The sequence below is a fragment of the Microcoleus sp. BROC3 genome, assembly GCF_036702515.1.
Taxonomy (GTDB): domain Bacteria; phylum Cyanobacteriota; class Cyanobacteriia; order Cyanobacteriales; family Microcoleaceae; genus Microcoleus.
Genome location: NZ_JAUBTQ010000058.1, coordinates 1 through 22740, shown reverse-complemented (window position 1 = coordinate 22740; position 22740 = coordinate 1). Strand labels below are relative to the sequence as shown.

22 protein-coding genes are annotated in these 22740 nt (G+C 46.3%); 9 read left to right on the top strand and 13 right to left on the bottom strand.

Features of this window, described 5'->3' with window-relative positions:
- Positions 1 to 4: 4 nt before the first annotated feature.
- From QUB30_RS27430 to btpA, 4 genes are all read right to left on the bottom strand, one after another.
- The gene (locus QUB30_RS27430) at positions 5 to 250 is read right to left on the bottom strand and encodes a hypothetical protein (protein WP_333340192.1); all 246 of its coding nucleotides are present in this window, start codon (positions 248 to 250) and stop codon (positions 5 to 7) included.
- A 563-nt stretch (positions 251 to 813) separates the two neighbouring features.
- Positions 814 to 2916 (bottom strand): CHASE2 domain-containing protein, encoded by a 2103-nt coding sequence (locus QUB30_RS27425; protein ID WP_333340189.1) that lies wholly within the window; start codon positions 2914 to 2916, stop codon positions 814 to 816.
- Between the two features lie 679 nt (positions 2917 to 3595).
- The gene (locus QUB30_RS27420) at positions 3596 to 4519 is read right to left on the bottom strand and encodes a vitamin K epoxide reductase family protein (RefSeq protein ID WP_333340186.1); all 924 of its coding nucleotides are present in this window, start codon (positions 4517 to 4519) and stop codon (positions 3596 to 3598) included.
- A 304-nt stretch (positions 4520 to 4823) separates the two neighbouring features.
- The gene (btpA, locus tag QUB30_RS27415; protein WP_333340183.1) at positions 4824 to 5711 is read right to left on the bottom strand and encodes a photosystem I biogenesis protein BtpA; all 888 of its coding nucleotides are present in this window, start codon (positions 5709 to 5711) and stop codon (positions 4824 to 4826) included.
- Positions 5712 to 5928: 217 nt separating this feature from the next.
- Here btpA and QUB30_RS27410 point away from each other — a divergent pair, with 217 nt between their 5' ends.
- The gene (locus QUB30_RS27410) at positions 5929 to 7170 is read left to right on the top strand and encodes a transposase (RefSeq protein WP_333340181.1); all 1242 of its coding nucleotides are present in this window, start codon (positions 5929 to 5931) and stop codon (positions 7168 to 7170) included.
- An 83-nt stretch (positions 7171 to 7253) separates the two neighbouring features.
- On the top strand, positions 7254 to 8240 hold the full coding sequence (locus QUB30_RS27405; protein ID WP_333340178.1) for a GDSL-type esterase/lipase family protein: 987 nt from the start codon (positions 7254 to 7256) through the stop codon (positions 8238 to 8240).
- Between the two features lie 358 nt (positions 8241 to 8598).
- Here QUB30_RS27405 and QUB30_RS27400 read toward each other — a convergent pair whose 3' ends face one another.
- The 4 genes from QUB30_RS27400 to def all read right to left on the bottom strand — a co-directional run bounded on the left by QUB30_RS27400 (position 8599) and on the right by def (position 12274).
- The gene (locus tag QUB30_RS27400; protein WP_333239904.1) at positions 8599 to 9651 is read right to left on the bottom strand and encodes a Gfo/Idh/MocA family oxidoreductase; all 1053 of its coding nucleotides are present in this window, start codon (positions 9649 to 9651) and stop codon (positions 8599 to 8601) included.
- Positions 9652 to 9957: 306 nt separating this feature from the next.
- Entirely contained in the window at positions 9958 to 11301 is a 1344-nt protein-coding gene (locus QUB30_RS27395) for a PrsW family glutamic-type intramembrane protease (protein ID WP_333340174.1), read from the bottom strand.
- Between the two features lie 212 nt (positions 11302 to 11513).
- A complete protein-coding gene (locus QUB30_RS27390) occupies positions 11514 to 11714 on the bottom strand; it encodes a hypothetical protein (RefSeq protein ID WP_199297488.1) in 201 nt (66 codons plus the stop codon).
- The gene (gene def / locus QUB30_RS27385; RefSeq protein WP_333340171.1) at positions 11714 to 12274 is read right to left on the bottom strand and encodes a peptide deformylase; all 561 of its coding nucleotides are present in this window, start codon (positions 12272 to 12274) and stop codon (positions 11714 to 11716) included. The genes QUB30_RS27390 and def overlap by 1 nt, the downstream gene beginning before the upstream one ends.
- A 101-nt stretch (positions 12275 to 12375) precedes the next feature.
- On the opposite strand from def, the gene QUB30_RS27380 reads away from it, so the two are divergent.
- Positions 12376 to 12888 carry a DUF1648 domain-containing protein gene (locus tag QUB30_RS27380; protein ID WP_333340167.1) on the top strand — a complete coding sequence of 171 codons (513 nt, stop codon included), beginning with the start codon at positions 12376 to 12378 and terminating at the stop codon, positions 12886 to 12888.
- A gap of 327 nt (positions 12889 to 13215) precedes the next feature.
- On the opposite strand, the gene QUB30_RS27375 is transcribed toward QUB30_RS27380, so the two are convergent.
- On the bottom strand, positions 13216 to 13671 hold the full coding sequence (locus QUB30_RS27375) for an aspartyl protease (RefSeq protein ID WP_333340165.1): 456 nt from the start codon (positions 13669 to 13671) through the stop codon (positions 13216 to 13218).
- Positions 13672 to 13735: 64 nt separating this feature from the next.
- The gene (locus tag QUB30_RS27370; RefSeq protein ID WP_333340162.1) at positions 13736 to 14191 is read right to left on the bottom strand and encodes a retroviral-like aspartic protease family protein; all 456 of its coding nucleotides are present in this window, start codon (positions 14189 to 14191) and stop codon (positions 13736 to 13738) included.
- 118 nt (positions 14192 to 14309) lie between these two features.
- On the opposite strand from QUB30_RS27370, the gene QUB30_RS27365 reads away from it, so the two are divergent.
- Together QUB30_RS27365 and QUB30_RS27360 are read left to right on the top strand one after the other, a co-directional pair.
- Positions 14310 to 15605 (top strand): pentapeptide repeat-containing protein, encoded by a 1296-nt coding sequence (locus tag QUB30_RS27365; RefSeq protein WP_333340159.1) that lies wholly within the window; start codon positions 14310 to 14312, stop codon positions 15603 to 15605.
- A gap of 168 nt (positions 15606 to 15773) precedes the next feature.
- Positions 15774 to 16118, top strand: a complete 345-nt coding sequence (locus QUB30_RS27360; protein ID WP_333340156.1) for a hypothetical protein — start codon at positions 15774 to 15776, stop codon at positions 16116 to 16118.
- On the opposite strand, the gene QUB30_RS27355 is transcribed toward QUB30_RS27360, so the two are convergent.
- Both QUB30_RS27355 and QUB30_RS27350 read right to left on the bottom strand, forming a co-directional pair.
- Positions 16115 to 16399, bottom strand: a complete 285-nt coding sequence (locus QUB30_RS27355; RefSeq protein ID WP_333340152.1) for a hypothetical protein — start codon at positions 16397 to 16399, stop codon at positions 16115 to 16117. The two genes, QUB30_RS27360 and QUB30_RS27355, sit on opposite strands and share 4 nt — an antisense overlap.
- Before the next feature lie 216 nt (positions 16400 to 16615).
- The gene (locus QUB30_RS27350) at positions 16616 to 17239 is read right to left on the bottom strand and encodes a TenA family protein (RefSeq protein WP_333340149.1); all 624 of its coding nucleotides are present in this window, start codon (positions 17237 to 17239) and stop codon (positions 16616 to 16618) included.
- A 397-nt stretch (positions 17240 to 17636) separates the two neighbouring features.
- Between QUB30_RS27350 and QUB30_RS27345 the strand changes: the two genes are divergently transcribed.
- Positions 17637 to 18602: a glycosyltransferase family 2 protein gene (locus QUB30_RS27345; protein ID WP_333340146.1), complete on the top strand. Its 966-nt coding sequence runs from the start codon at positions 17637 to 17639 to the stop codon at positions 18600 to 18602.
- A 76-nt stretch (positions 18603 to 18678) separates the two neighbouring features.
- Here the strand turns inward: QUB30_RS27345 and QUB30_RS27340 are convergent, their stop codons facing one another.
- Positions 18679 to 19587 (bottom strand): DMT family transporter, encoded by a 909-nt coding sequence (locus QUB30_RS27340; RefSeq protein WP_333340143.1) that lies wholly within the window; start codon positions 19585 to 19587, stop codon positions 18679 to 18681.
- Positions 19588 to 20150: 563 nt separating this feature from the next.
- On the opposite strand from QUB30_RS27340, the gene QUB30_RS27335 reads away from it, so the two are divergent.
- The 3 genes from QUB30_RS27335 to QUB30_RS27325 all read left to right on the top strand — a co-directional run.
- On the top strand, positions 20151 to 20339 hold the full coding sequence (locus QUB30_RS27335) for a hypothetical protein (protein WP_333340140.1): 189 nt from the start codon (positions 20151 to 20153) through the stop codon (positions 20337 to 20339).
- 113 nt (positions 20340 to 20452) lie between these two features.
- Positions 20453 to 20701: a hypothetical protein gene (locus tag QUB30_RS27330; protein WP_333340138.1), complete on the top strand. Its 249-nt coding sequence runs from the start codon at positions 20453 to 20455 to the stop codon at positions 20699 to 20701.
- A gap of 849 nt (positions 20702 to 21550) precedes the next feature.
- On the top strand, positions 21551 to 22740 hold a 1190-nt coding region (locus QUB30_RS27325; protein ID WP_333340135.1), incomplete at its 3' end, for a protein kinase domain-containing protein.

Genomic DNA, 22740 nt, shown 5'->3' with positions numbered 1-22740 from the left:
GGGGTCAGCGCGTCCCCGTACCCTCACTTTTGGGGCTCCCGTTCGGGGGTGGTTCGTATTGTTGGGGATTGGCCAAGCGAGAGGTTGGTGCAACTACCCAAACTCTGGGGGTCGAGCGGTCTTTTGTTAAGTTGCTGTTTGAGTTGCGGGCCACTCCAGCCGCATTTGCAGTGCCGACTGTATTCACTTGCAAACAGGCAGCCAGGGTTGCCGTTGTTGTAAGCTGAATCAAAGTACGCATAGTATTCATAGTCTTCTTCAAATCACCGCAGTAGATGCACATCCTTACGACCTATTATATCTATCAATTTCCGTACTTCCACGGATATCTTTACATTTCCTTTAATTAACTTTCGTCAGTTTACATAAAATCTTTAAAATCAAGGCTTTTGGGCGTTTAATTTGGTTTTCTGTCTCAGGTTATGATTTTTTCAAAATTTTGGAACCTTGAGAGGAGACGGCGACTTGCTGTAACAAGTTTCATATTGGTGTAACTCTATCTAATGACAGATGACAGATTATACGACTTAATGTTCGAGATTTCAATTATTCGGACATTTTTTTGAACGGTTTCAAAAACCTTACAGGGCTTAGGGTTTCAGGAGCGAGCTATTTTTCAAAGTTAGCTGCACATCAGACACCTGAAAATAATATTCCTCCCTGGGCCGGAGCGGGGTTAGAGGTCTAAAACTTGCTCAAATTTTGTCCTAAGTAGTGAGATTTTAGATTAAAGAATTGAATAATTGGGAATGACTTATTAAGCTCGTGATTTGGAGCTTACGCACAGTTGTATTATTTTTTTACGGCTATTAATTAATAAAATTGATATTGATTTTTCCCGCGTTCCTTAGCACGATACATCGCAGCATCGGCATTCTTGACTAAAATCTCTGGATCTTGACCGTCACAGGGATACAAACTAATGCCAATACTTGTAGTTACAGAAACTTTATGTTCTTCTAAAATAAAAGGCTGTATGATGGCAGCGCAAATTTTTTCAGCTACTTTCGCAGCTTCCTCGCGACCGGGAATTGCGGGGAGAATGACTGTGAATTCGTCGCCGCCCAACCGCGAGATAGTATCGCTGCCGCGCAGGCATTTTTTGAGCCGACTGGCAACTGTTTTTAAGAGCAAATCGCCCACATTGTGTCCGAGAGTGTCGTTGATTGACTTAAATCCATCTAAATCTAAAAAGAGTAAAGCTACCAATTCCTGATTTGTGGAGGCTATTTCTAGAGACTTATGCAAGGATTCGTAGAACATTTGGCGGTTGGGCAAGCCGGTAAGAGCATCGTGATAAGCTTGGTGGCTGAGTTCAGCATTTTGTTGCTGTAGAGCATCTTCTCGGCGCTTGCGCTCGGTAATATCTCGGATCGCTCCGACTAAAAATAGGTTGCCAGCAGCATCTTTGTGGAGGGATCTTTTGGTCGCAATTAAATGGGTAATTCCGTGAGCGTTGGTAAAATATTCTTCGTTTTCTCGCGGCTGGTGAGTTTGCAATACTAATTCGTCTTGCTGCCAAAATATATCGGCTTCGGCTTGGGGAAATAAATCGTAATCTGTTCGGCAAGTTAAAATTTCCAAAGGATAGCCAATAAACCGACAATATGCCTGATTCAAAACAACCCAGCGGTGATTTCGATCCTTGACAAAAATGGGGTCGGGAATGGTATCGATTAGCCATTGTAAAAATTCTTTAGACCGTTTTAATTCTTCTTGCAAATGAGCCAGATAACCGACAACTGCGGCACCAGAACCCAAAAGACTGAGGATTGGAGGAATTAACGGGAGCCACCAACCGGCTAAAAAGGCAAAGTATAAACTGGCACTCAGACCGAGACAAATACTTGATAAACAGCAAGCCGATCGACCGAGCGATCGCAAATTCCAACTCACATTTGCTCCCGCCCAAGACCAAAGTAAAATCCACAGCAATTCCGCAGCCTCTGGCCAGACATTGATACCCCCGCGTCCGTCTAGGGCAGCACTCAAAATTTGGCTCAAGAAATGAGCCTGAAGCTCGACTCCCGGTATTTGCTGGGGAGGAGCAAACAAACCGGAACTGTATGAATTTTGGTAAAAGTCTTTGAGGCTGGGGGCATTTGAGCCGATCAAGACAGCGCGCGACCGCACAAAATCAGCGGGTACTTTGCCCGAAAGCACGTCGCTCATCGATGCAGTGCGAAAACTGCCTCGCGGGCCGCGCAGGTTGGTCAAAATTTGATAGCCGCGGCTGTCCGATCGAACATAGGCACCGTCATTCGGTTGAAAAGGTCGAAAAACCCCCTTGCCTAACTGCAAGTATTTGGGATAGCCTTTTGATGGTTTAGGGGAAATTTTTTCGCTTTTGAGGTAAAGCAAAGCCAGTCTGAGAGCGAAACTTTGATGAGTTTTGCCGTCTTCTGGCCAAGCGTAGAGCAAAGTTCGGCGCACTTTTCCATCAGCGTCTATGACAACATTGTTGAAACCGATTCGATCGAGCTTGTCCAGTACCGGAGGCGGTCGAACTCCGAAGCGGGTTTCGTCTGGCATCAACTCAATGCCGATTAAGTTGGGAATAGTTTTAAACGTTTTGAGCAATTCGGCGTTACCCGGTAGAGTTGGCAGATCTCGGTAAACGTCGAGGCCGATCGCCCGCGGCTTGCCAGCGTGCAATTTTTGCAGCAATTGGGCCAATACAGCATCCGAAATTGGGTAGCCGTATTTTTGCAAGTCAGCTTCCTTAATTTCTACAATGGCGATGCGCGAGTCAATTGGTTCGGTCGGCCGCCAGCGCACAAAGTGGTCGAAAGCAGCCCATTCCCACACCTGAAAAAATCCGAACCAGCGCATTACAATCACCGTACCGGCAACGGCACTTGCAGTAATCAATACTCGGCGTTCTCGATCGACCCATTTTTTGAAATTTTTTAGCATATTTTGGGATTTTGCCTCGCCCTTCGAGCTTCTAAGCTACTACCACACATAGCTTTTACATCTCGGGGCGATCTGCTCAGTCGATTTGAGATTTTAGATGTTAGATTTTAGATTATCCAATTTTTTGGTTTTTCGGTTCGGGCGAGTCGATTTGAGATTTTAGATTATCCAATTTTTTGGTTTTTCGGTTCGGGCGAGTCGATTTGAGATTTTTTGATTTTTCGGTACGATCGGGCTTCAACACCAGAAACAGGGGTTGTCAACCAAAATATGTCATTTTTCAAATATGTCTGGAAGCATAAACCAGGTTTCTTGAGTATTTGTGTATAGCAGAAGGAACAAGAAAGAAGGAAGAAGAAAGAATAAAGACCGAAGTTACTATCGACCGCAATGGTTTCACCAATTAATAACTTTCTCAACGTCTGGTGCGGTTGCTATAGAGATGCTTGGGTAGATGAGGTACGCAATCAAACTTAAAAAGCTTAGCAACAAGGGTTTCGGCGTATTATATTTTTTTGTTCACCGCTATCTACCTAGTTTTTACTAATTTTTTATTAATTCTAGTTGGGAGATTTTAGATTGATTTATCGGCACGAAAAAACGCTAAAATCCTTTAAAACTCAGGAAATTTCGTGCCAATCAATCTAAAATTTGCCATCTAAAATCTCAAACTTTTCTGTCAGTTTTGAAAGTTGCGCGGGCCGGTGTAACCCGATAACTCAGCGAGTTTCTCCAAAGATTGCGTCCCAGAATAAAACTGACCTTTAATCTCCCAAGTCGGGAAACCCTTAACATTCGCAGCAGCAGCTTGGCAAATTTCAGCGCGGGAATTTTGCCCCCGGGGATCGCATTCAAAATAATCAATTATTTTGGCTGCTTCTTTGCCGAACAGCATTTTTTGGTCGTGGCAGTGGGGACACCAGTAAGCGCCGTACTCTTTAGCGCCGATTTCTCGGAGGTGGCGGGCCAAAGCAAGTTGTGCCGGGCCGGAGGTTGTAGTGACGGCAGGGGCTACAATTCCGGGGGTAGAGACAGAAGCAGCAGGCGATCGCACGCTGTTGTAGAGTCCCAAAGCGCCGATCGAACTCACCATTGCCACCAAAATGCCTGTAAACAACAACTGTCCGATATCTTCCCACTCGCGCCCGACTAGCACCAGCACAAACAGCGACAGCGACAATACGGCGGAACTGATGCAATAAATGCACAGTTCCTTAATTTCAAAAGCCATCAAATACATCAAATAGCTGCTGAAAATTATCATCGCAGCGGTGATGATAAATAGCGCTTGCCAAGTTTTGTTTTCTAGTTGAGAGTGCAGTCCTTTATTGGTGTTGGGATTGACGGCTTTGGGGGCCAATGCCAGGATTGCTATGCTCAGGTAAGCCAGACAGCCTAACAAACTTAAAGGCACTGTGCCGCTTACTGTAGCGTAGGGACTGTTGAGAACTTTGTCGCAGCCGCTGGTGGGACAAATGACTGAGCCTGTCGTGAATTTAGCGATCGTGAGATAGGCCGTTTCTAGGACGCCGATGGCTGCGATCGCTGCCATCACAGTCCTAGACCAGCGATGAATCCAAGGGGTTGAACGTCGGCGAATCATTTTTTGAGTTGGTAAATGGTAATTGGGAAGTGGGACGTTGAAGGAATAAGAAAGTTCGGCAACGAGGAATGTACGGGATTTAACGGATTTAAGGAATGAATTTTAAGGAAAGAAGTCAGAAGTCAGAAGTCAGAATAAACAACAGCTATCCCTGACTTCCGTGTCGTCAATCAAGGGAATTGGGAATTGGGAATTGGGAATTGGGAATTGATAATTGGTGCTTTTTTTCAGTGTTAGCTCTTAGTTTTCAGCTATTACTCGTTACCGATTACCAATTACCGATTACCGATTACCCATTCCCATTTTACGTTTTATTTGTGACTTTGCCCGGTTCCTGTGTTGACCCTCTGGAGCCATTAGCGTCTCTGTTTTCCTGTTCGCGCTCTTTCTGTGACAAGCTGCGACGGGCGGCTTCTACAAACTGACTGACGCGGATCGGATCGATCGGTTGATCGATGCGGCCGTTTCGCTTCAGGGAGCTCGATACAATCACACCGTCAGCGGCCTGCATCAGGGTGGAAATATTTTCCCACGACGCGCCGCTGCCGATGAAAACAGGAATTCCCGCCGCTGCTGCACTCGCAAGTTCTAAGTCTTCGAGATTTGGAGGGCTGCCGGTTGTCCAGCCGGAAAGGATCACCGCGTCGGCTAAAGCCCGCCCGATCGTCTCAGAGACTGCTGTGGTCAAGTTGGGGCTGCCTAGGGGTCGCCCGTGCTTGACTAACACGTCTGCTAATATTTTGACATCGCTGCCCAATTCCCGACGGTAGCGCAGTAGCTGGTGAGCTTGGCCTTCAATTAAGCCTTGGTCTGTAGCCATGATGCCGTTGAGGACGTTGACGCGGATGAATTGGGCACCCGTGCAGGAGGCGATGGCGATCGCGCTGTGGGCGTCGTTTCGCAGCACGTTAACGCCGATCGGCAGCGTCACCAGATTTGTTAGCCTCTCGACTACCAGAGTCATCGCACTTACCACAGCCGGATCTACGGTGTCTTTGGCAAAGGGGGCGTCGAAAAAGTTCTCGACTATGATACCGTTTGCGCCGCCAGAAGCCAGCGCTGTAGCCTCTTGCTCGGCTCTTCCGATAATAGCTTTGAGGTTCCCCCCCCAGCGGGGAGAAGTTGGCAAAGGCTGTAAATGTACGACACCGATTATGGGATTCGGCGTTTTGAATATTTGTTTTAAGTCCACGGATTTTCCTGAAACCACCAAGTTCACTGACGGCTGACGGCGGATGAGTCACGGTATATTCTAGAATTCTATAGCAAATATGCTGAGAACCCCGTGTCTTTAGACCGGGGATGAAAGCTAGAGGCAGGCTTTAGCCTGCAAGTTACCTTCCATTGCTTTGCTTGTCGTTGACTTTACAAAATGCTACTCTATTTTGTAGAGCCAGGGAAAACGAGCAATGTTAAACCTTAGTTACGAGTACAAATTGAAGCCAACCCCAGAGCAAGCTCAAGAAATTGAGCGGGTTCTAACGGTTTGTCGCAAGGTTTGGAACTACGCTTTGCGGGAACGCAAGGACTGGATCAACTCTCGTAAATGTGCGGTCAATGCTTGCTCGATTTCTAAGGAATACATCATTCCGCTTGATGCAGCTTACCCAAATTATTTCCAGCAAAGCAAATCATTGACAGAAGCAAAAGAGCAAATCCCAGAGCTAAAAACTGTGAACGCTCAAGTACTCCAACAAATCTTAAGACGACTGGAGACAGCTTTTGTGGATATGCAGCGCAAAGGAATGGGTTTCCCAAGGTTTAAAAACCCGTATCGGATGAGGTCGTTTGTATTCCCCCAAATGCTTAAAAATTGCATCCAAGGGAATTCGATTAAGCTTCCCCAACTGGGTCAAGTGGAGTTCATTAAGTCTAGGGAGATACCAGACGGATTTGTAATCAAGCAAGCTCGGATAGTTCGCAAGGCTTCAGGGTATTTTGTCGTGATGTCACTGAGGTGTGATGTTAACGTCCCCGACCCTGTAGCATCGGGAAATCCAATAGGGATCGATCTTGGTTTGGATCAATTCTTGGCAACATCTGATGGTGAAGTAGTTAAACGTCCCAAGTTTTTGAAGACCAAACATCGCAAGCTGAAATTGCTGCAACGTCGGTTAAAGAACAAGAAAAAAGGGTCTAACAACCGCCACAAGCTAAACAGAAAGATAGCTAGACATCATCAGCATATTGCCGACACCCGCAAAGATTGGCATTTTAAGCAAGCTAATCATATTTGTGACCGGGCCCAAATGGTATTCGTCGAAGATATCGATTTCAGGGTTTGGGCTAAAGGGATGTTTTGCAAGCATACGCTAGATGCTGGGTTTGCCCAATTCGTGTCAATACTGCAATGGGTTTGCTGGAAACGAGGCGTATATTTTGGCAAGGTTAATAAAGATTACACCTCGCAGGTATGCCCTCAATGCGATACGCACACAGGTAAAAAGGAGCTTAAAGAAAGACTCCACCAATGCCCTGAGTGTGGTTACACGACGCATAGAGACGTAGCAGCAGCTCAAGTTATCCGCAATCGCGGATTGTCTGAGGAGGGACGCTTCTTGGACATTAAAGAAAATGCTTGTGGAGACGGTCTGACGGGGACTGGCAACGGTCTAGTTAAGAGTCGCGGAAGCAAGAAGAAGAAAGCTTGAGGGTGTGGCCCCGGCCCACCCTCAAGCAGCCTTTAAGAATCCCCGCGCTGGTCTGCGGGGGAGTACGTCAACGAGGTTAAGTGGTGAAAGTTGTTCTCATAATTTTGGCTGTCACCTCCGGATTGTGGGCAGCAATCGAAGTGCTGCTGCGGGTGCTGCTGGGTTTTGGCAATCCCTTGATTTACATTGCCGATGCCGAGTGCGGCTATTTGTTGGCACCAAACCAGAGGGTGCGCCGCTTGGGCAACCGGATTGAGATTAACGAGTATTCGATGCGTACCGGAGCTATCGCCCCGATACCCCCTCCAGAAACTCTGCGTGTCTTGCTGTTGGGAGATTCTGTCGCCAACGGCGGTTGGTGGACACATCAGACCAATACGATCTCGGAAATTATGACTCGGCAGTTGAGATTGCAAGTACAGAATCTGGCGAGCGATGCACAATTAGCTTCAAAAGTCAACTATTCAGATTTTGAAGTTCTCAACGCCTCAGCCAATTCTTGGGGGCCGAGGAATCAACTTGCTTACGCCAAGCGGTTCGGTGTTTTTGGGGCCAAGGCTTTGGTGTTGCTGCTCAATACGGACGATTTGTTTGCATCCGCTCCCTGTGGGGAGGTTGTGGGCCGCGATCGATCTTACCCGGATCGCAAACCCCGATCGGCCACACTAGATTTATTGAGCCGCTACCTGTTACCTGCAGTGCCGGCTCGCCAATTAGCAGCACCCGGAGCCGAAAGCCCAGATGTAGTCGGGTGCAACTTAGAAGCTATTCGCCAAATCCAGAAAATAGCTATATCCGCCAACGTCCGGTTTTTGCTTGCGGTGACGCCCAAGCTGGGCGAATTCGGCGACCTGGGCCCTCGCGACTGGGAAGTCAAGGCTAGAGAGCGTCTCGCCGAACTCGTGGAAACAGAGAAAATTACTTACATAGATTTTCTTCCCATTTTCAATTGTGCGGCGCAAATTCCAAGTTTGTATCGAGACAGCATTCACCTGAGCCCTCAAGGAAATCAGCTAGTTAGCAAAACCATCAGTCGTCAAATAGTCGCTCTTTTTTGGCACAAATCGTGATTTCGCCCAAAAACGGATACTTGCCCCCGGATTAGGTTGTGGAGAGCAAAAAAATTTAAACCTTAGTTCAAGCCCCCAAATTCATCTGTGGAGTCAATCTCTAATCTGGAATCTCAAATCTAAAATCGACAGTTTAATCCCCCAATGGGAATATGGAGTCAATCTCAAATCTAAAATCTACAATCTCGAATCGACAAATCAAGCCCCCAGATCGATCTGTGGAGTCAATCTAAAATCTAAAATCTACAATCTCAAATCGACTGACATCGAATCCGGTTGCATGGGAACAGTTACCGTCTTCAACGAACAACAAACCCAAACTGTAAAAGCACCCGGAAACGACACGATTTGTCTCGATTTAGCTAACTTGCAAAGTAGACTCTAGCTCTTTGGGATACCAAGCTTGACCGTCGAGAGCCATTTGCTCGATCGAACTCGCAAGCCGCAGAGCTTTGAGAGCTTGTTCTCCTCCCACAGAAGGCTGATTTCCACCCCGCACGCAATTAATAAAATGCTCCAACTCTGCGTGGAGCGGTTCAATATTGCTGGTGTAAACTTTCTCGATCAACCCATCTTGACGGTAAAGCACCTGACCGTAATCCGTCACGTAATTGGCGGTTGTTTGTCGGTGAATCAAGATTTCGTTGTTGAGAAAATCTGCCTCTGTCAGAGAATTTTTGCAGTGAGCCGCGATCGAACGGAGTTTGCGGTGCGTCACCTTGCTGGCCGTCAGGGTGGCCACAATGCCGTTAGCAAAGTTCAGCGTCGCTGTCACGTAGTCTAAATAACCTGAATCTGATGCCCTGCTGCCGCTGGCGGTCAGCTTCACCACTTGCGAATCTGCCAATTCCAGGAGCAAGTCGATATCGTGGATCATTAAATCCAAAACTACCGATACGTCGTTAGCCCGCTGGGAATAGGGACTCATCCGGTGAGCTTCCAATGCCAGTAACTCTTCAGTTTTCAGCACTTTGCCGAGTTCCTGAAAAGCTGGATTGAAGCGCTCGATGTGACCCACTTGTAAAATCCGGTGGGCCTCAGCAGCCGCGTTGACCAAAGATTCGGCTTCGGCAATGCTAGCCGCGATCGGCTTTTCAATTAAAACGTGAACACCCGCTTGGAGACAAGACATCCCCACAGGGTGGTGCAGGCGAGTTGGAACGGCGACGCAAACTGCATCTACGTGGGCGAGCAAATCCCGGTAGTCTTCAAAGAAGCGAACCCGGTATTTGCTTGCTACATCTATTCCCCGCTCTACATTTATATCTGCAACACCCACGAGCTCGATATCTTTCAGCAAGCTCAGAACTCGTGTGTGGTGCTGGCCCATATTGCCAACCCCAATCACCCCAATGCGGAGGGGTTCGGGTTGACTTCGCTGGCCGAAAACGTTTGCGTATCCCAATGACATCCTATCTAGCACTCCTGGATTCTCCTCCACCACAGGAATCAAGCCCGTTGGCTTCCCTAAGCTACTCACAGCCATCCAGATAGTACCACAGTCAAACTATTTGTGAAGAATTTCTAAGAGAAGCAAGAATCAAGACGGCAGAAGGCAGACGGCAGACGGCAGAAAACAGACGGCAGACGGTAAAATTTCTAGGAATTACGTATTGACAAAAAAATCCATTTGTTGTAATAGAATTACGTGATTAATGCCCATCGCCTCACAATTGCTAGAAGAAGCAAGCAATATTAAAATTCAAAACTCGATCTCCTACCTTCTACCTTCAGAAAATATTCGAGTTGCAAAATTTTGCTCCCGATTCGGAGACAGGGCCCGGGCTTTCAAAATCGCGGCTACCAAAAACGCATAGGACAAAACTCCCACCAATGCTAGCAAAAGTACGCTGGCGGCTCCCGACGCATTCCACAAAGCGTGAAGTGCCGAAGCGCTGAAATAACCTACGCCCAAAATTTGCCAGCGCTTCCGGGGTTTGAGGGCGCTCAAACCGATAAAATATCCCAAATAGCCGCTGTAAGCCATGTGTCCGGCGGCTGAACCCAAAATGCGGGGAATTAGCAACTGCAATCCTACTAATTGTCCGGCGTCCGGCCCTGCTTGCAGGGTGACATTTTGGATGACATTGGGAACGTACTGCCCCAGAGTTTCTAACAGTGTAAACCCGACTGCCGAGGCACTTCCTAACAGAATTCCGTCTAAAGGTTCCCAAACTCCGACTCGATCGCGCCACGGATTTCGCAGCCAATTTCCCAGCAGCATCGCTCCCAAAACGGGCAGGGCTTTCAGCAATTCTTCCATCAGACCCGCCCCGAAAAACATTCGGGTCAAAAAAGGCAAAAAACTGATTGCTTCGCCTTCGGTTGGCAGGCGACCGGGCAAAATTTCTCTAAATACTAATATAAATCCAATCAATAAGGGACTGATCACAATCAGGACTGTAGCTAAAGCCGAACCGAGCAATACCCACCAAGGCTTGTGTTTGCCGCACAGTTGATAGATAAAGTAGTAAGCCGCACTGGCGAGGTAAGCTGACAGCAGCAAGTTGAAAGCTGCGGAATTTCCAACTGCCACAAACATCGACACGACAACAACAACTGTGGCAATACCTGGATATAAGTAAGCTTTTTGGCTTAATTGTTTTCCCGTCGAAGCGATCGGGAATAATTGAGTTAAAGTGAGAGTTTCCTTTTCACTTACTGCAAAATTGCCCGTTGTTAGTGCGGGGAATTCGGGTTTATTTTGGGGAGGGGTTACGGGAGATTCAAAGATGAATTCAGGGCCGTCAAGGCCGAGACTGATGCGATCGCCTGTTTCTAAAATTTGGCAGCCCGGGAGCTTTTTCCCGTTGATATAAGTTCCGTTAGCGCTGTTGAGGTCGCAAATTTCCCATTTCGGAAAATTACCCTGAGTCAGGGGACGGACTGCGGCGTGGCGGCGGGAAACCATGCCGTGGCCGATCGACTCTAAAGCTATTTGACAATTGCGATCGCGTCCGATAACGACTTCCCCATCTTCAGAAAGTTGGTAATTGTACGCTGGCGCTCCCGCAGCGCCTTTAGCTGGCACTTGTCGCAGAAATGCGATTTCATTAGTCATGAGTTATGAGTCATCAGTCATTAGTCATTAGTGATGAGCTCGCGAGCTGTTAGCTGATGTTATTTTTGGGCAGTCTTTATTCCACAGTGATTAGTCATGAGCTCGCGAGCTGTTAGCTGATGTTATTTATCGGCAATTTTTATTCAATAGTTATTAGTTGTTAGCTAAAGACTAATAACTACAGACTAATAACTCATCACTAATGACTTTGCTTATAGATTGGCTCTGGCATCCTGAACGGCTGCATAGAAAAATATGCCAGTTAGCGGTACGCTGAGGGCGAGGATGATGCCGGTGACTAAATTGCCGAGTTGAGCTTCTCCCGAGGACAGCTCAAAAATTGAGCCGACTGCCGCGATCGCCGCGATGCACGAAAGAGCTAATAGTAAACCACTTTTCGGAGTTCCTGCCATCATACTGATTTTACTGCCTTTGGCGAAAATTTATGCTTGACTAATGCTTCATTCAGTGCCAGCTTGTTTTCAACTCTGTCTACAAACAGCACTCCGTTGAGGTGATCCATTTCGTGCTGAATTGCCCTCGACAGTAAGTCTGTTGCTATCAGGGTTTGTGGGCGGCCGTATTCGTCGCGGTAGGAGACTTCAATGACTTCTGGGCGTTTGACTTCTAAATAAACTCCCGGAATGCTCAAACACCCTTCTTGCAAGATGCAGATATCGCCGCTGCTACTTTTGATGGTGGGGTTGATCAAAACCATTGGGGGTGTGGCGGGGTTTTCCGGGTCGCAGTCGAGGACGATTACTTGTTTGTGGACTCCGACTTGGGGGGCTGCCAAACCGATACCGTCGGCACTGTACATGGTTTGCAGCATTTCTCGGACTAGCTGCCGAATTTCTGCATCGACGCTTTTGACGCGCTTGGCTGGCTGCCGCAGGACGCGATCGCCTAATGTGTGTATTGTTAGGGGCGGTTTTTCTAACTTTTTCTTTTCAATCAAGACCTGAGCCGTCATAGAACCTCGCGGGATGTTTGGAAACCCCCAACGAAAGCTGTTGGGGGATGAAATTGGAAGCAATACTATTATTTTCAATATTAATCTAATTTTAAGTAGCCATGACTGGAAACGCACCAAACCAACGGCCGGTTATTTCTCTGGGGCTTTCGCCTGTTGTAGTGGTGGTAGAGGTTTTAGCTGCGATCGGGCTTTTGCTTGCTGTTTTGCCGATCGTCAAGTTTTGGGCGGTTTTGCCCGATCGAATTCCGATTCATTTCGGCTTGGGGGGGCTGCCTGATGCTTGGGCGGACAAGGTAACAATTTGGATGATGCCGGCAGTGGCTGCCATTATTTTTGCGGTTTTAACTGCGGTATCGCGCTATCCGCATACTTTTAACTATCCGATAGCGATTACTTCTGAGAACGCTCGCCGGCAATATCTGTTGGGGCGAGGGCTTTTGGTTTGGCTGAAGGCGGAGATTTGCTGGCTGTTGGCCTTTGTGGTGCGCCAGCAAATTCTTGTCACCTTGGGCAATGTTCAAAGGTTTAGTGTGGAGTTGGTTTTGGGGATAATTGTTTTGATATTTGCGACGGTTGGCGTGTATTTGCTCAAGGCTTATTTGGCTCGCTAGATGTATGGTAAAAAACTTACATATACCCCAAGATAAAGTTTTTTGGGTAGATTTTTTTATCGCTGATGATATTATGCTACATCAAACCAATAAATAAAATTGTTTTTATTGAGGACTTTAGTGTTCTAATTTTTTTGATAATTTTAGTCTTCACTATAAACATTTTTGATGGCGGTAATTGACCGAAAGCATCCAGGATACAAGCCCTCGGATTCATCCGTGGGGTCAAGGCTTCAATTCTAAAATCTAAAATCTAAAATCTAAAATCGATTGACTGGACATGATAGGCACATGGGAGAGGTTTATGCTAGGGTAAACGCCGCTCGACTAACCCATCAGATATGTTTGTTGATTGTTCATCGGCAATACTCGCAACCGTCGATTTTTCAAATCAGGTTCTAAGCCTAGTTCTTCCATTGGAATCACGCCCAACAAAACAGCAGAAACGCCTTCGGGCAATTCTAAACAATCAAATCTGCCTTCTCTCCCCTCTACAATAATTTGAGCGCCTGCAAAAATTCGACCTTTTTTGATGCCAGCCGATGTTTCTACATCTCTTTCTCCTACTTGTTTTAAACCTAGTTGGCTAATAATGGGATCTGGCAAGGAAAGCAGAGTTGCTCCGGTATCGACAATCACCTTATCGATCGTCACAGAGCGAACTTCCTCAGCAGAAATGAATCCCCGTTCGGCCATAACTAGATCGATAAAATTTGTGACGGCGATTGTTGTGAGAACTTGACCCATTTGTTTGCTTTGAAGATTGGGGAGTACGAGTGTCATAATTATGTTACCTCTTTGAGTGCATTTTTTGGTACATTTTTGGGCTGTTTCGTCCGCTCGAATATTAAACCATCAGATATGTTTGTTCTTCATTCATCGGCAATACTCGCAGCCGTTGATTTTTTAAATCTGGTTCTAAGCCTAGCCTTTCCATCGGAATCACGCCCAGCAAAACCGCATCAACTCCTTCGGGCATTTCCAGGCAGTCAAACACTGCTTGTCGCCCTTCAACTTCAAGCATAATATCTTGAAAAATCCGCCCTTTCCTCACGCCCGCAGCAGTTTCTACATTGGTTTCTCCAAGTTGGCTCAAACCTAACTGGCTGATAATGGAAGCTGGTAAGGCAAGCAGAGTAGCTCCGGTATCTACTAAAACTTTATCGAGAGTTAATGAACGAATTTCAGCCGCAGGAATGAACCCACGCTCAGCTAGGACTTGATCGATGCGATTCGTTACGGTGATTGTTGTAAGAACTTGACCCATTTGTTTGCCTTGCAGATTGGGCAGCACCAGTGTCATATTATGTTACCTTTTTGAGTGCAATTAGTGGATATTTCTATTGTAATGCTATCTAGAATCCTGCTTGTTGGTTAAAATCGTTTTATTGACCAGCCACAGTTAGAATTTGCCTCAACGCATGACACCAGAACCAAACTCTTCTCAACCCAATCCTCCTGAGTCGAACGTGACTGTACAAAGTCTTAACGGTGGGAACCCTAGTTTGCCACCTGAACCAGCGACAATCGTCGCTACTGCTAAACCGGAAAAACCGCTGCCGCCGCCGCCTCCAACCCGCAAGGTTTTATTGTCGCCGCAGCCTGCACAAACGACTGCTGAGATGTCGGGGTCGGTGCTGACTCTGGGGGCAATTGCAGCGATGATTTTTGGACTGGCCAATGACAACATTTGGCTGGGCTTAATAGGGGCTATCGGTGCGATCGGGATATCGCTGCGGCTGATGTGGCCGAGTTGGGGCAAAATCTGGGCGCAGGTAATTCCGCCGACTTGGCGCACGCTGATCGTCGCCTGCTTCGGGCTTTTAGCTGGGATTGTTGGCTTGCTGATGCTCAGCGGTACTAATACTGAACCGGGAAGCCGCAACATCCAAATCAACTGGGACGCTATCGGGGCTCTCGGCGAGTTGATCGGCGCTTTGGGCCAAATTTTGATCGCAATTTTGGGCGTTTACGTGGCTTGGCGGCAGTACGTGATCTCGAAAGATTTGACGATTCAACAAAATCGAATTACGCAGCAGCAAACGATCGATGCTTATTTTCAAGGGGTTTCCGACTTAGCCCTTGACGAACAAGGGTTTTTGGAAGACTGGCCGCAGGAAAGGGCGATCGCAGAAGGCCGCACCGCTGCCATTATGAGCAGTGTAGATGCCGAAGGTAAAGCTAAAATTCTCCGGTTTTTGTCGCAGTCGAGATTGGTTACTCCTCTCAAGCGCGATCGGCTTTTAGGCCGCCCCATCCTTGACGGCGACGGCGGCTATGCTGAAGATCGAGATCACGGCGTCCGCGTCATCGATTTAAATGTGATGTTAGCGGGTGCTGACATGGGCAACACTGACTTGCGGTGGACGGATTTGAGCGAAGCTAACCTCGTCCGGGCCAATCTCAGCAAGTGCGATTTGGTGAAAGCCAATCTCTCGCGCGCTGTCTTGTACGACGCCAATCTCGCTCGCGCCGACATGAGAGCCGCCATATTATTTTACGGCTCGCCAGAAACTGCATCTCCCCGCAGCCGTACCGAAGTTCCCAACTATCAAACGGGCGAATATACCGGCACCGTGATTGAACGAGCTGATTTCACCGCTGTCAAGCGCCTGTCGGAGGATCAACGCTATTACTGTTGCGCTTGGTGTGGCTCGAAGTCGAGAGAGACTATTCCCGGTGGCTGCGAAGGCATTCCCAATAAACTCGGACGCTAAAATTAGCAGTAGGGCTGTACTTACGTATATATTTGGGAGGGCTGTACTTTAGTTTTAAATCAACATTCTTGCGCTGTTTAAGCCATGACAAATACTGATTTACTGCTATAAGTAAGTCCGCGCCGGGATCGCTCCAAAATCCGGGACGGGTTAATTTTTGTCGCTGTTATGTGGTTTCTAAGCCGATCGGTAATTGCGATCGGGATGCAGCTAATTGCTCCTTTAGTCTGCAAAAACCCGCCCGTGTATGCGATTCGGCGGCCTCGGGCTTTTGTAAGCGGCTTCCTTCCCAAAAGCGGGTGGGAACTGTTTGCGCACGGGGACGGTAAATGGTACGTCGAAATCGCTACTTTAGGCTACTCCTATGCAGATGACGGGCAGCACCATTCTGTGGCTTTTTATCCGCTGTTTCCTTTTCTGATGCGCGGGTTGACTGCTGTTGGAATCCAAGTGGAACTAGCAGGGGTAGTAATTAATAGTTTGGCGTTTCTCGGTGCATTATTGCTGGTCTAGTTTTGGGTAGAACAGCTATACAATCCCAATGCAGCTAAGTGGATTACTTCTGTGCTTGTATGGTGTCGGTTGTCGCTATTTTCTACTGTCATATATACAGAAGAATTGTTTTTGTTCCTGACAGCATCTGCATTGCGATATTTTGAGAGGGGCGAGTATATTTGGGCGACTTTTTGGTGAGCTTTGACGACTGGTACTAGGCGGCAGGGACTGGCGCTGATACCTACTTTTTTGCTGACAGCTTGGACAGTCGTCTGTTTGGGTTTTTGCTCTTTAGCCATAGCGATCGACTCCGGTGCTCTGCAATCGGTTCACCGCTACGCTTACGGCATTGTGTCGCTCTCTATCGGACTCGGTTTAGTGTTGAGCAGTCAGCCTCGGTGGGATATGCTGTTATGACATTATTTGCTACATTACTGCTAGACATGGCTGTTAAATTTGCGGCTTGGGCGTAGGTAGCTTAAGATACTTATCGATATCTTTTCCATCAACTTAACTTACTCTATTTCCCAAGCTGCCTGAAAAAAGTCTCTTTCGCACAGCATAGCGTAGCGATAGGTTGCTTCTACTTCTGGCTCAGCTTCTGCGTAGCGATCGACCAAACTTTCCAGTCGTTTTGCTAAAATCTCAAAATCAGGGCTGCTATAGGTAGAAATCCAGTCGCTAAAGGCGTGTTCCGGTATATTAGGTTTAGCTAGCTGCTGTCCCAAAAAAGCATACAAACGCAAGCAAGGAGTCATCGCGGCTGCTGTCAAACCTACACCGCTTCCCCAGGCTGTCGCTAATAAAAAATCTGTGTAGCGGCGGGTAGCGATTCCCGGTTTTGCCTCTTGCAAGTTTACACCCCATTTGGCTGCATATCCTTGATGCAAGCGAAGTTCTTCTACAACGCCGCTGCCGAGATTGTGGAGGATTTCAAACCCCTCCCAGTCGGGTGCTTTTGCCGCAGCGATACTGTAAGCGCGAGCGAATGCTCCGAGAAAAAATGCGTCTTGTGCAACGTAATATGCAAAACTATTTTGGGGGAGGCTGCCGTCCGCAATCCCTCTGACAAAAAGATGTTGCAGACAAGCTTCGCTTAAGTCTTGATTTGCTTGCCACAGATAATTTGAGGTTGTCATGCAATTTTGAATCGATGGGTTATGATTGTAATTTTTAGAGTCCGAGTTAACAGCTATGATAACATATTTTTTCGCTTTGCTTGCGTCAGTAGTGGACGTTTTGTTTTTGGTGTTTAAGAAAATAGATAAGTGTTGGTACACTGCTATTTTGTCGGAGGTTTTTCTCTAGTTTAATAGCGAAATCCAGCGTTGAATATATCCTTTGAAACCGCCAGAGTGTCTGATAAAAATCAGCTTTTGATATACAGTTCTGGACGCACAAACCCGGATGGTTCAGGTAAATTGGTCATATACGCTCGAAGTAGACAACAAGAAATCGGTTTTTTTTGTTAACGTGCGTCCAAAAATGTATATTTTAATTGAACTTTCAAAACCTGATTTCCTAAAATAAAATGCGATGAACTATACACCTAAATATTCTTTGGTAATTCCGATCTATAACGAAGAAGAAAATCTAGCTGAACTTTATCGGCGAATTAGTGCAGTGATGGAGCGAATGGACGGCCCAGTAGAATTAATTTTAATCAACGACGGCAGCCGCGATCGCTCTCTCGAACTTTTGCGAGAATTGCACGAAAAAGACTCGCGAATTTCTTACCTCAGCTTAGCCCGGAATTTCGGTCACCAAATAGCTGTAACTGCTGGTTTAAACTTTTCTCGCGGTCAAGTTGTAGTCATCATGGACGGCGATTTGCAAGACCCGCCAGAGCTAATTATAGATATGGTTGAACAGTGGCGGCAGGGCTATCAAGTTGTTTACGCTCAGCGCACTCAACGCCGTCAAGAAAGTTGGTTTAAGCGGTTGCCAGCTTATATGTATTATCGTATTTTGCGCCATCTTGCTGATGTTGATATTCCCATAGATACCGGGGATTTTTGTTTGATGGATAGGTGCGTGGTGGACGTGCTCAATGCTATGCCTGAACGCAACCGCTACATTCGGGGACTGCGGGCTTGGATTGGTTTTAAACAAACGGCAGTTAAGTTTGAACGAGACGCCCGTTTTGCTGGCGATGTTAAGTATACGTTCAGCAAATCTTTGGCTTTGGCGATGAATGGGTTAGTATCTTTTTCAAAGGTTCCCCTCAGACTTTCTATTTATCTAGGTTTATTTGCTGCATTTGTATCTGTGTTAATGGCTTTTTTGGTTTTGTATTGGCGTCTTTTCTCTCCGGGTTCGGCATTAACTGGTTTGACAATTGTGATGATGGCGATTTTCTTTTTGGGCGCGGTGCAGTTGGTCAGTATTGGGATTTTGGGTCAGTATGTGGGGCGGATTTACGAGGAGGTGAAGGGCAGACCACTGTATACTTTGGCAGAAGTTGCGGGTTTCGATCAATTTTGTCAAAAACATGGTAAATAAGTGTTAGTTTTACTAAGTTCAACTAAATTGTGCGATATTTTAAGCGGTTCAAAGTAAAATTAAAATATCGATCGCCTCACAAGTCCTCTGTCCGTTTAATTGATGCTTTTTTACCTGCTGCTACGCTGGCCACAACTAAACAGGCTGTTCCAATGGCGATCGGCTCCACAGTTTCACCAAGCAAAATTGCCGAGCCTAGGATAGTCAAAAAGGGTTGCAATAACTGAATTTGCCCTACCCGAGCAACTCCGCCAACGGCCATTCCCTGATACCAGGCAAAAAATGCTATGAATTGACTGATTAAACTCACATAGGCAAAACCCAACCAGGCGATAGGTGCAGCTATCAACCCTTCTTTTAAAACAACAAATATTGTTGGCAAAATCTCGAAAGGAGCGATAATCACCAACGCCCAACTGATAACTTGCCATCCACCTAAAACCTTAGCTAATCGCCCACCTTCAGCATAGGCAACAGCCGCAGCAATTACAGCTCCAAACAAAGCTAAATCTGCGGGCTGAAGGTGTCCCGCACCGCTAATAATTCCAAAACAGACAACCGTTGTGCTACCGAAAATGCTAGCCATCCAAAAAGTGAAATCAGGGCGATCGCCCGCTCGCACAACTCCCGCTATTGCTGTTGCTAAAGGCAACAACCCTAACACCACAGCACCGTGTGCAGCAGGTACTTGCTGCATTGCCCAAGCCGATAGTACCGGAAATCCCACAACCACTCCCAATCCAACAACTAATAAACTTCCCAATTGCTTTTTTGAGGGAATGGGTTGATGTGTGAATCGCAGAGTAACTGCTGCTAGTATAGCTGCTACTAATCCGCGTCCCAAACCTACAAAAATCGGGTCTAAATCTATCACAGCGACTTTGGTTGCTGGTAGTGTCAAGCTGAATCCAACTACACCCCAAAAACCGTAAATTAAGCCGATAGTTTCCGCATTTAAGGGAGGAATTTTCCAGTAGAATTTCATGGAGTCTCCAAGATCGATGAATTTAGGGTTCTCTGCGGTACACCTTACCCATATTACTTCTGAAGGTAGCAATGCTGTTCTTACCCCCAAATGCTACAAGAATAATTTGTGAACTTTTGTTTCTTTCTTAACTCTGCGCGATCTGTTTTCTCTGCGGTATAAAAAAATACTCATCTTGAAACTCTACGAGTATTCGCTCTCTGGAAATTGCTACAAAGTGGTTATCGGGACTTGAACAAATTTCAAACTCAAATAGAGCATCGAACCTGCTATGTGTCAAGCAAATATCTCGTGATTATTTGGGAGCCAACCGACAAATCGATCGGATATATAGCAATCCCAAGCTAGATATGACAAGTTAGAGGGGTGAGAAATCAGGCGTCAGCCCCTGCGTATGCTAAATCCGTTGAATGAGTTTATTCACTCCCATCTCGATACCCGTGAGTTGAAACGAGCGGTGGTTGTTAAGATGTTTGTGCAAGCTTATAAACACCGAGAGAGCCAAGAAATTCGCTGGTATAATTTCTGGATTTATTAGCAAATGGACACACCGTTATTAACAGATGAGAGTATCCGCGCTTAGACTGGCAGATGCAGGGTCAGTCGGTTATTTAGAGGCTGAGCAACGTCAGGCAATGACTGCTTGGTTGAAAACCAAAAACTATGAGAATGTGGCAGAAAAGCAACGTCACATCGAAAATGAGTACGGTGCCGTATTTGACGGAGAAGCAAAGTTATTATACGCTGTTTGAACAAGCTGAAATTAGGTAGAAAAAGACGCTTTAAACACAATCATAAACCAGATCCGGAGCTTAGTAAACAAAAATAGGAAATTATCGATTGGTTAGAAGCCCAGAGGGGCGAGATGGTCTGTAGTCATTTAGTTGTCTTCTTTCAGGATGAATGTCATTTATTATGTGTAGAAGTTGGTGGCTCTATCTGGGGGAGAACAGACGAAGGAATTTCTGTTCTCATTGTGAATCAGGGGATATTACATACTTATTACGGTGCAGTTAAATTGTCTACTGAGCAATGTCTGATTCAACCCTATGAAGCCGGAAAATCTGAGAATACCATTGCTTTTATCTACTACTTGCGATCGCCAATGTCCTGAGAATCGTATCCCTTTGATTTGGCACGACGATCCAGCTACCATTGATTAAAGGAGATGAGAGCGTATTGAAAATTAGTTAATCAAGGATTTGATGAATGCAAATGGAAGATTAGTTGTATTCGGTTTGCACCTAAGGAGGCAAAGCAGAATCCAATGGAGGATATTTGGTTACAAGCCAAGGTATTTGTGCGAAAGTACGATCGTCTCTGCAAGTCTTTTGGTGTTTTTAAATGTTTATTTAAGTTAGTCATTCATCTCCCAATATTTGAGTCACCCAAGTTTTTTAGCTGGGGTTATTTCTCACAAATCATATCAATTCCGGTAGCATCGTCTGGCGTTAAATTCAGTCAACAGTCAACCGCGGACGGTGCAACCGGAATTAATATAACTCATCTGCGTTAATCAGTGTTGCTCTGCCTGTATCTGCGGTAAAAAGAAGAGAATTTGTCGGGCCGCAGATGACAAGGGATCGACGCAGATTCACGCAGATGAAGATAATACAGATAGGAATAATTCCGATGCTAACAGATTTGATATCATTTAGGATTGCTATAGGACGACAGCTATCCCGACTAATTGGGCTTTATAAGTCAGACTGTGATGGAAAAATATAGTGGGACGATTGAGGTCAATTCTGTCCTCGATCGAGGCACTGAATTGGCGATATTTTTGCCGATAAAAGGATAAGACGAACTCGATGGATGGCGATGCTTCTATTCAAAAGTTAAAACGAATAGAAGCGGTAGAGTCTGCCTGCTTGGGGCGATCGCAGTTCTATCCGACTCCTACTCGACAAATAAAAGTGTATACTTAGCTACAGAAGTCAATGTCTGAGATGGAGTAATCCAGATGAGTGCAGCAGTGGATTTGACGAACCAAGTTTCGGGATATCATCTGGTTGAGGAATTATATTGTGGTTCGAGAACCCTAGTTTATCGAGCCATCCGAGAAACAGATCAGCTTCCGGTTGTCATTAAACTATTAAATCGAGATTATCCCAGCTTCAACGAACTGCTGCAATTTCGCAACCAGTACACCATTGCCAAAAATCTGAGTGTGCCTGGAGTCGTTGCCCCCTTTAGTTTAGAATTTTACCGCAACAGCTATGCCCTGGTGATGGAGGATTTTGGCGGTATTTCCCTCCGAGACTACGCCCAAGAACGATGCCAAAGAGCGATCGGTGAAGCACCTACGCTGACTCTGGTAGAAATATTGACGATCGCCATTCAAATAACAGACATCCTTGACGGACTCTACCAAAACCGAGTCATCCACAAAGATATTAAGCCAGCTAACGTCCTGATTCATCCCAAAACCAAACAAGTCAAACTGATTGACTTTAGCATCGCCTCTCTACTTCCGAGAGAAACTCAAGAAATTCAAAATCCCAACGTTTTAGAAGGAACCCTCGCCTATATTTCTCCCGAACAAACCGGACGAATGAACCGAGGCATCGACTACCGCACTGACTTTTATTCTCTGGGAGTTACTTTGTATGAACTGCTGACCGGAAAACTGCCATTTGAATGTGACGACCCGATGGAGTTGGTTCACTGCCATATTGCCAAACAACCTCCTTCAATAAACAGCCAAGAAATCCCGCAGGTGGTTTCGGATATGGTGATGAAGCTGATGGCAAAGAATGCCGAACAGCGCTATCAAAGTGCCTGGGGATTGAAGCATGACTTAGAACTGTGTTTGCAGCAGTGCCAAGACACTGGAAAAATTGAAACTTTTGAGTTAGGAACGCGGGATGTATGCGATCGCTTCCTGATTCCCGAAAAACTCTACGGTCGAGAACGAGAAATACAGCAACTTTTACAAGCCTTTGAACGAGTAGCACAAGGGAACAGCGAAATGATGCTCGTTGCAGGCTTTTCCGGCATAGGAAAAACCGTTGTGGTCAATGAAGTTCACAAACCCATTGTCCGACAGCACGGCTATTTCATTAAAGGTAAATTTGACCAGTTCAATCGCAACATTCCCTTTTCGGCATTTGTGCAAGCATTCCGCGATTTAATGACACAATTGCTCAGTGA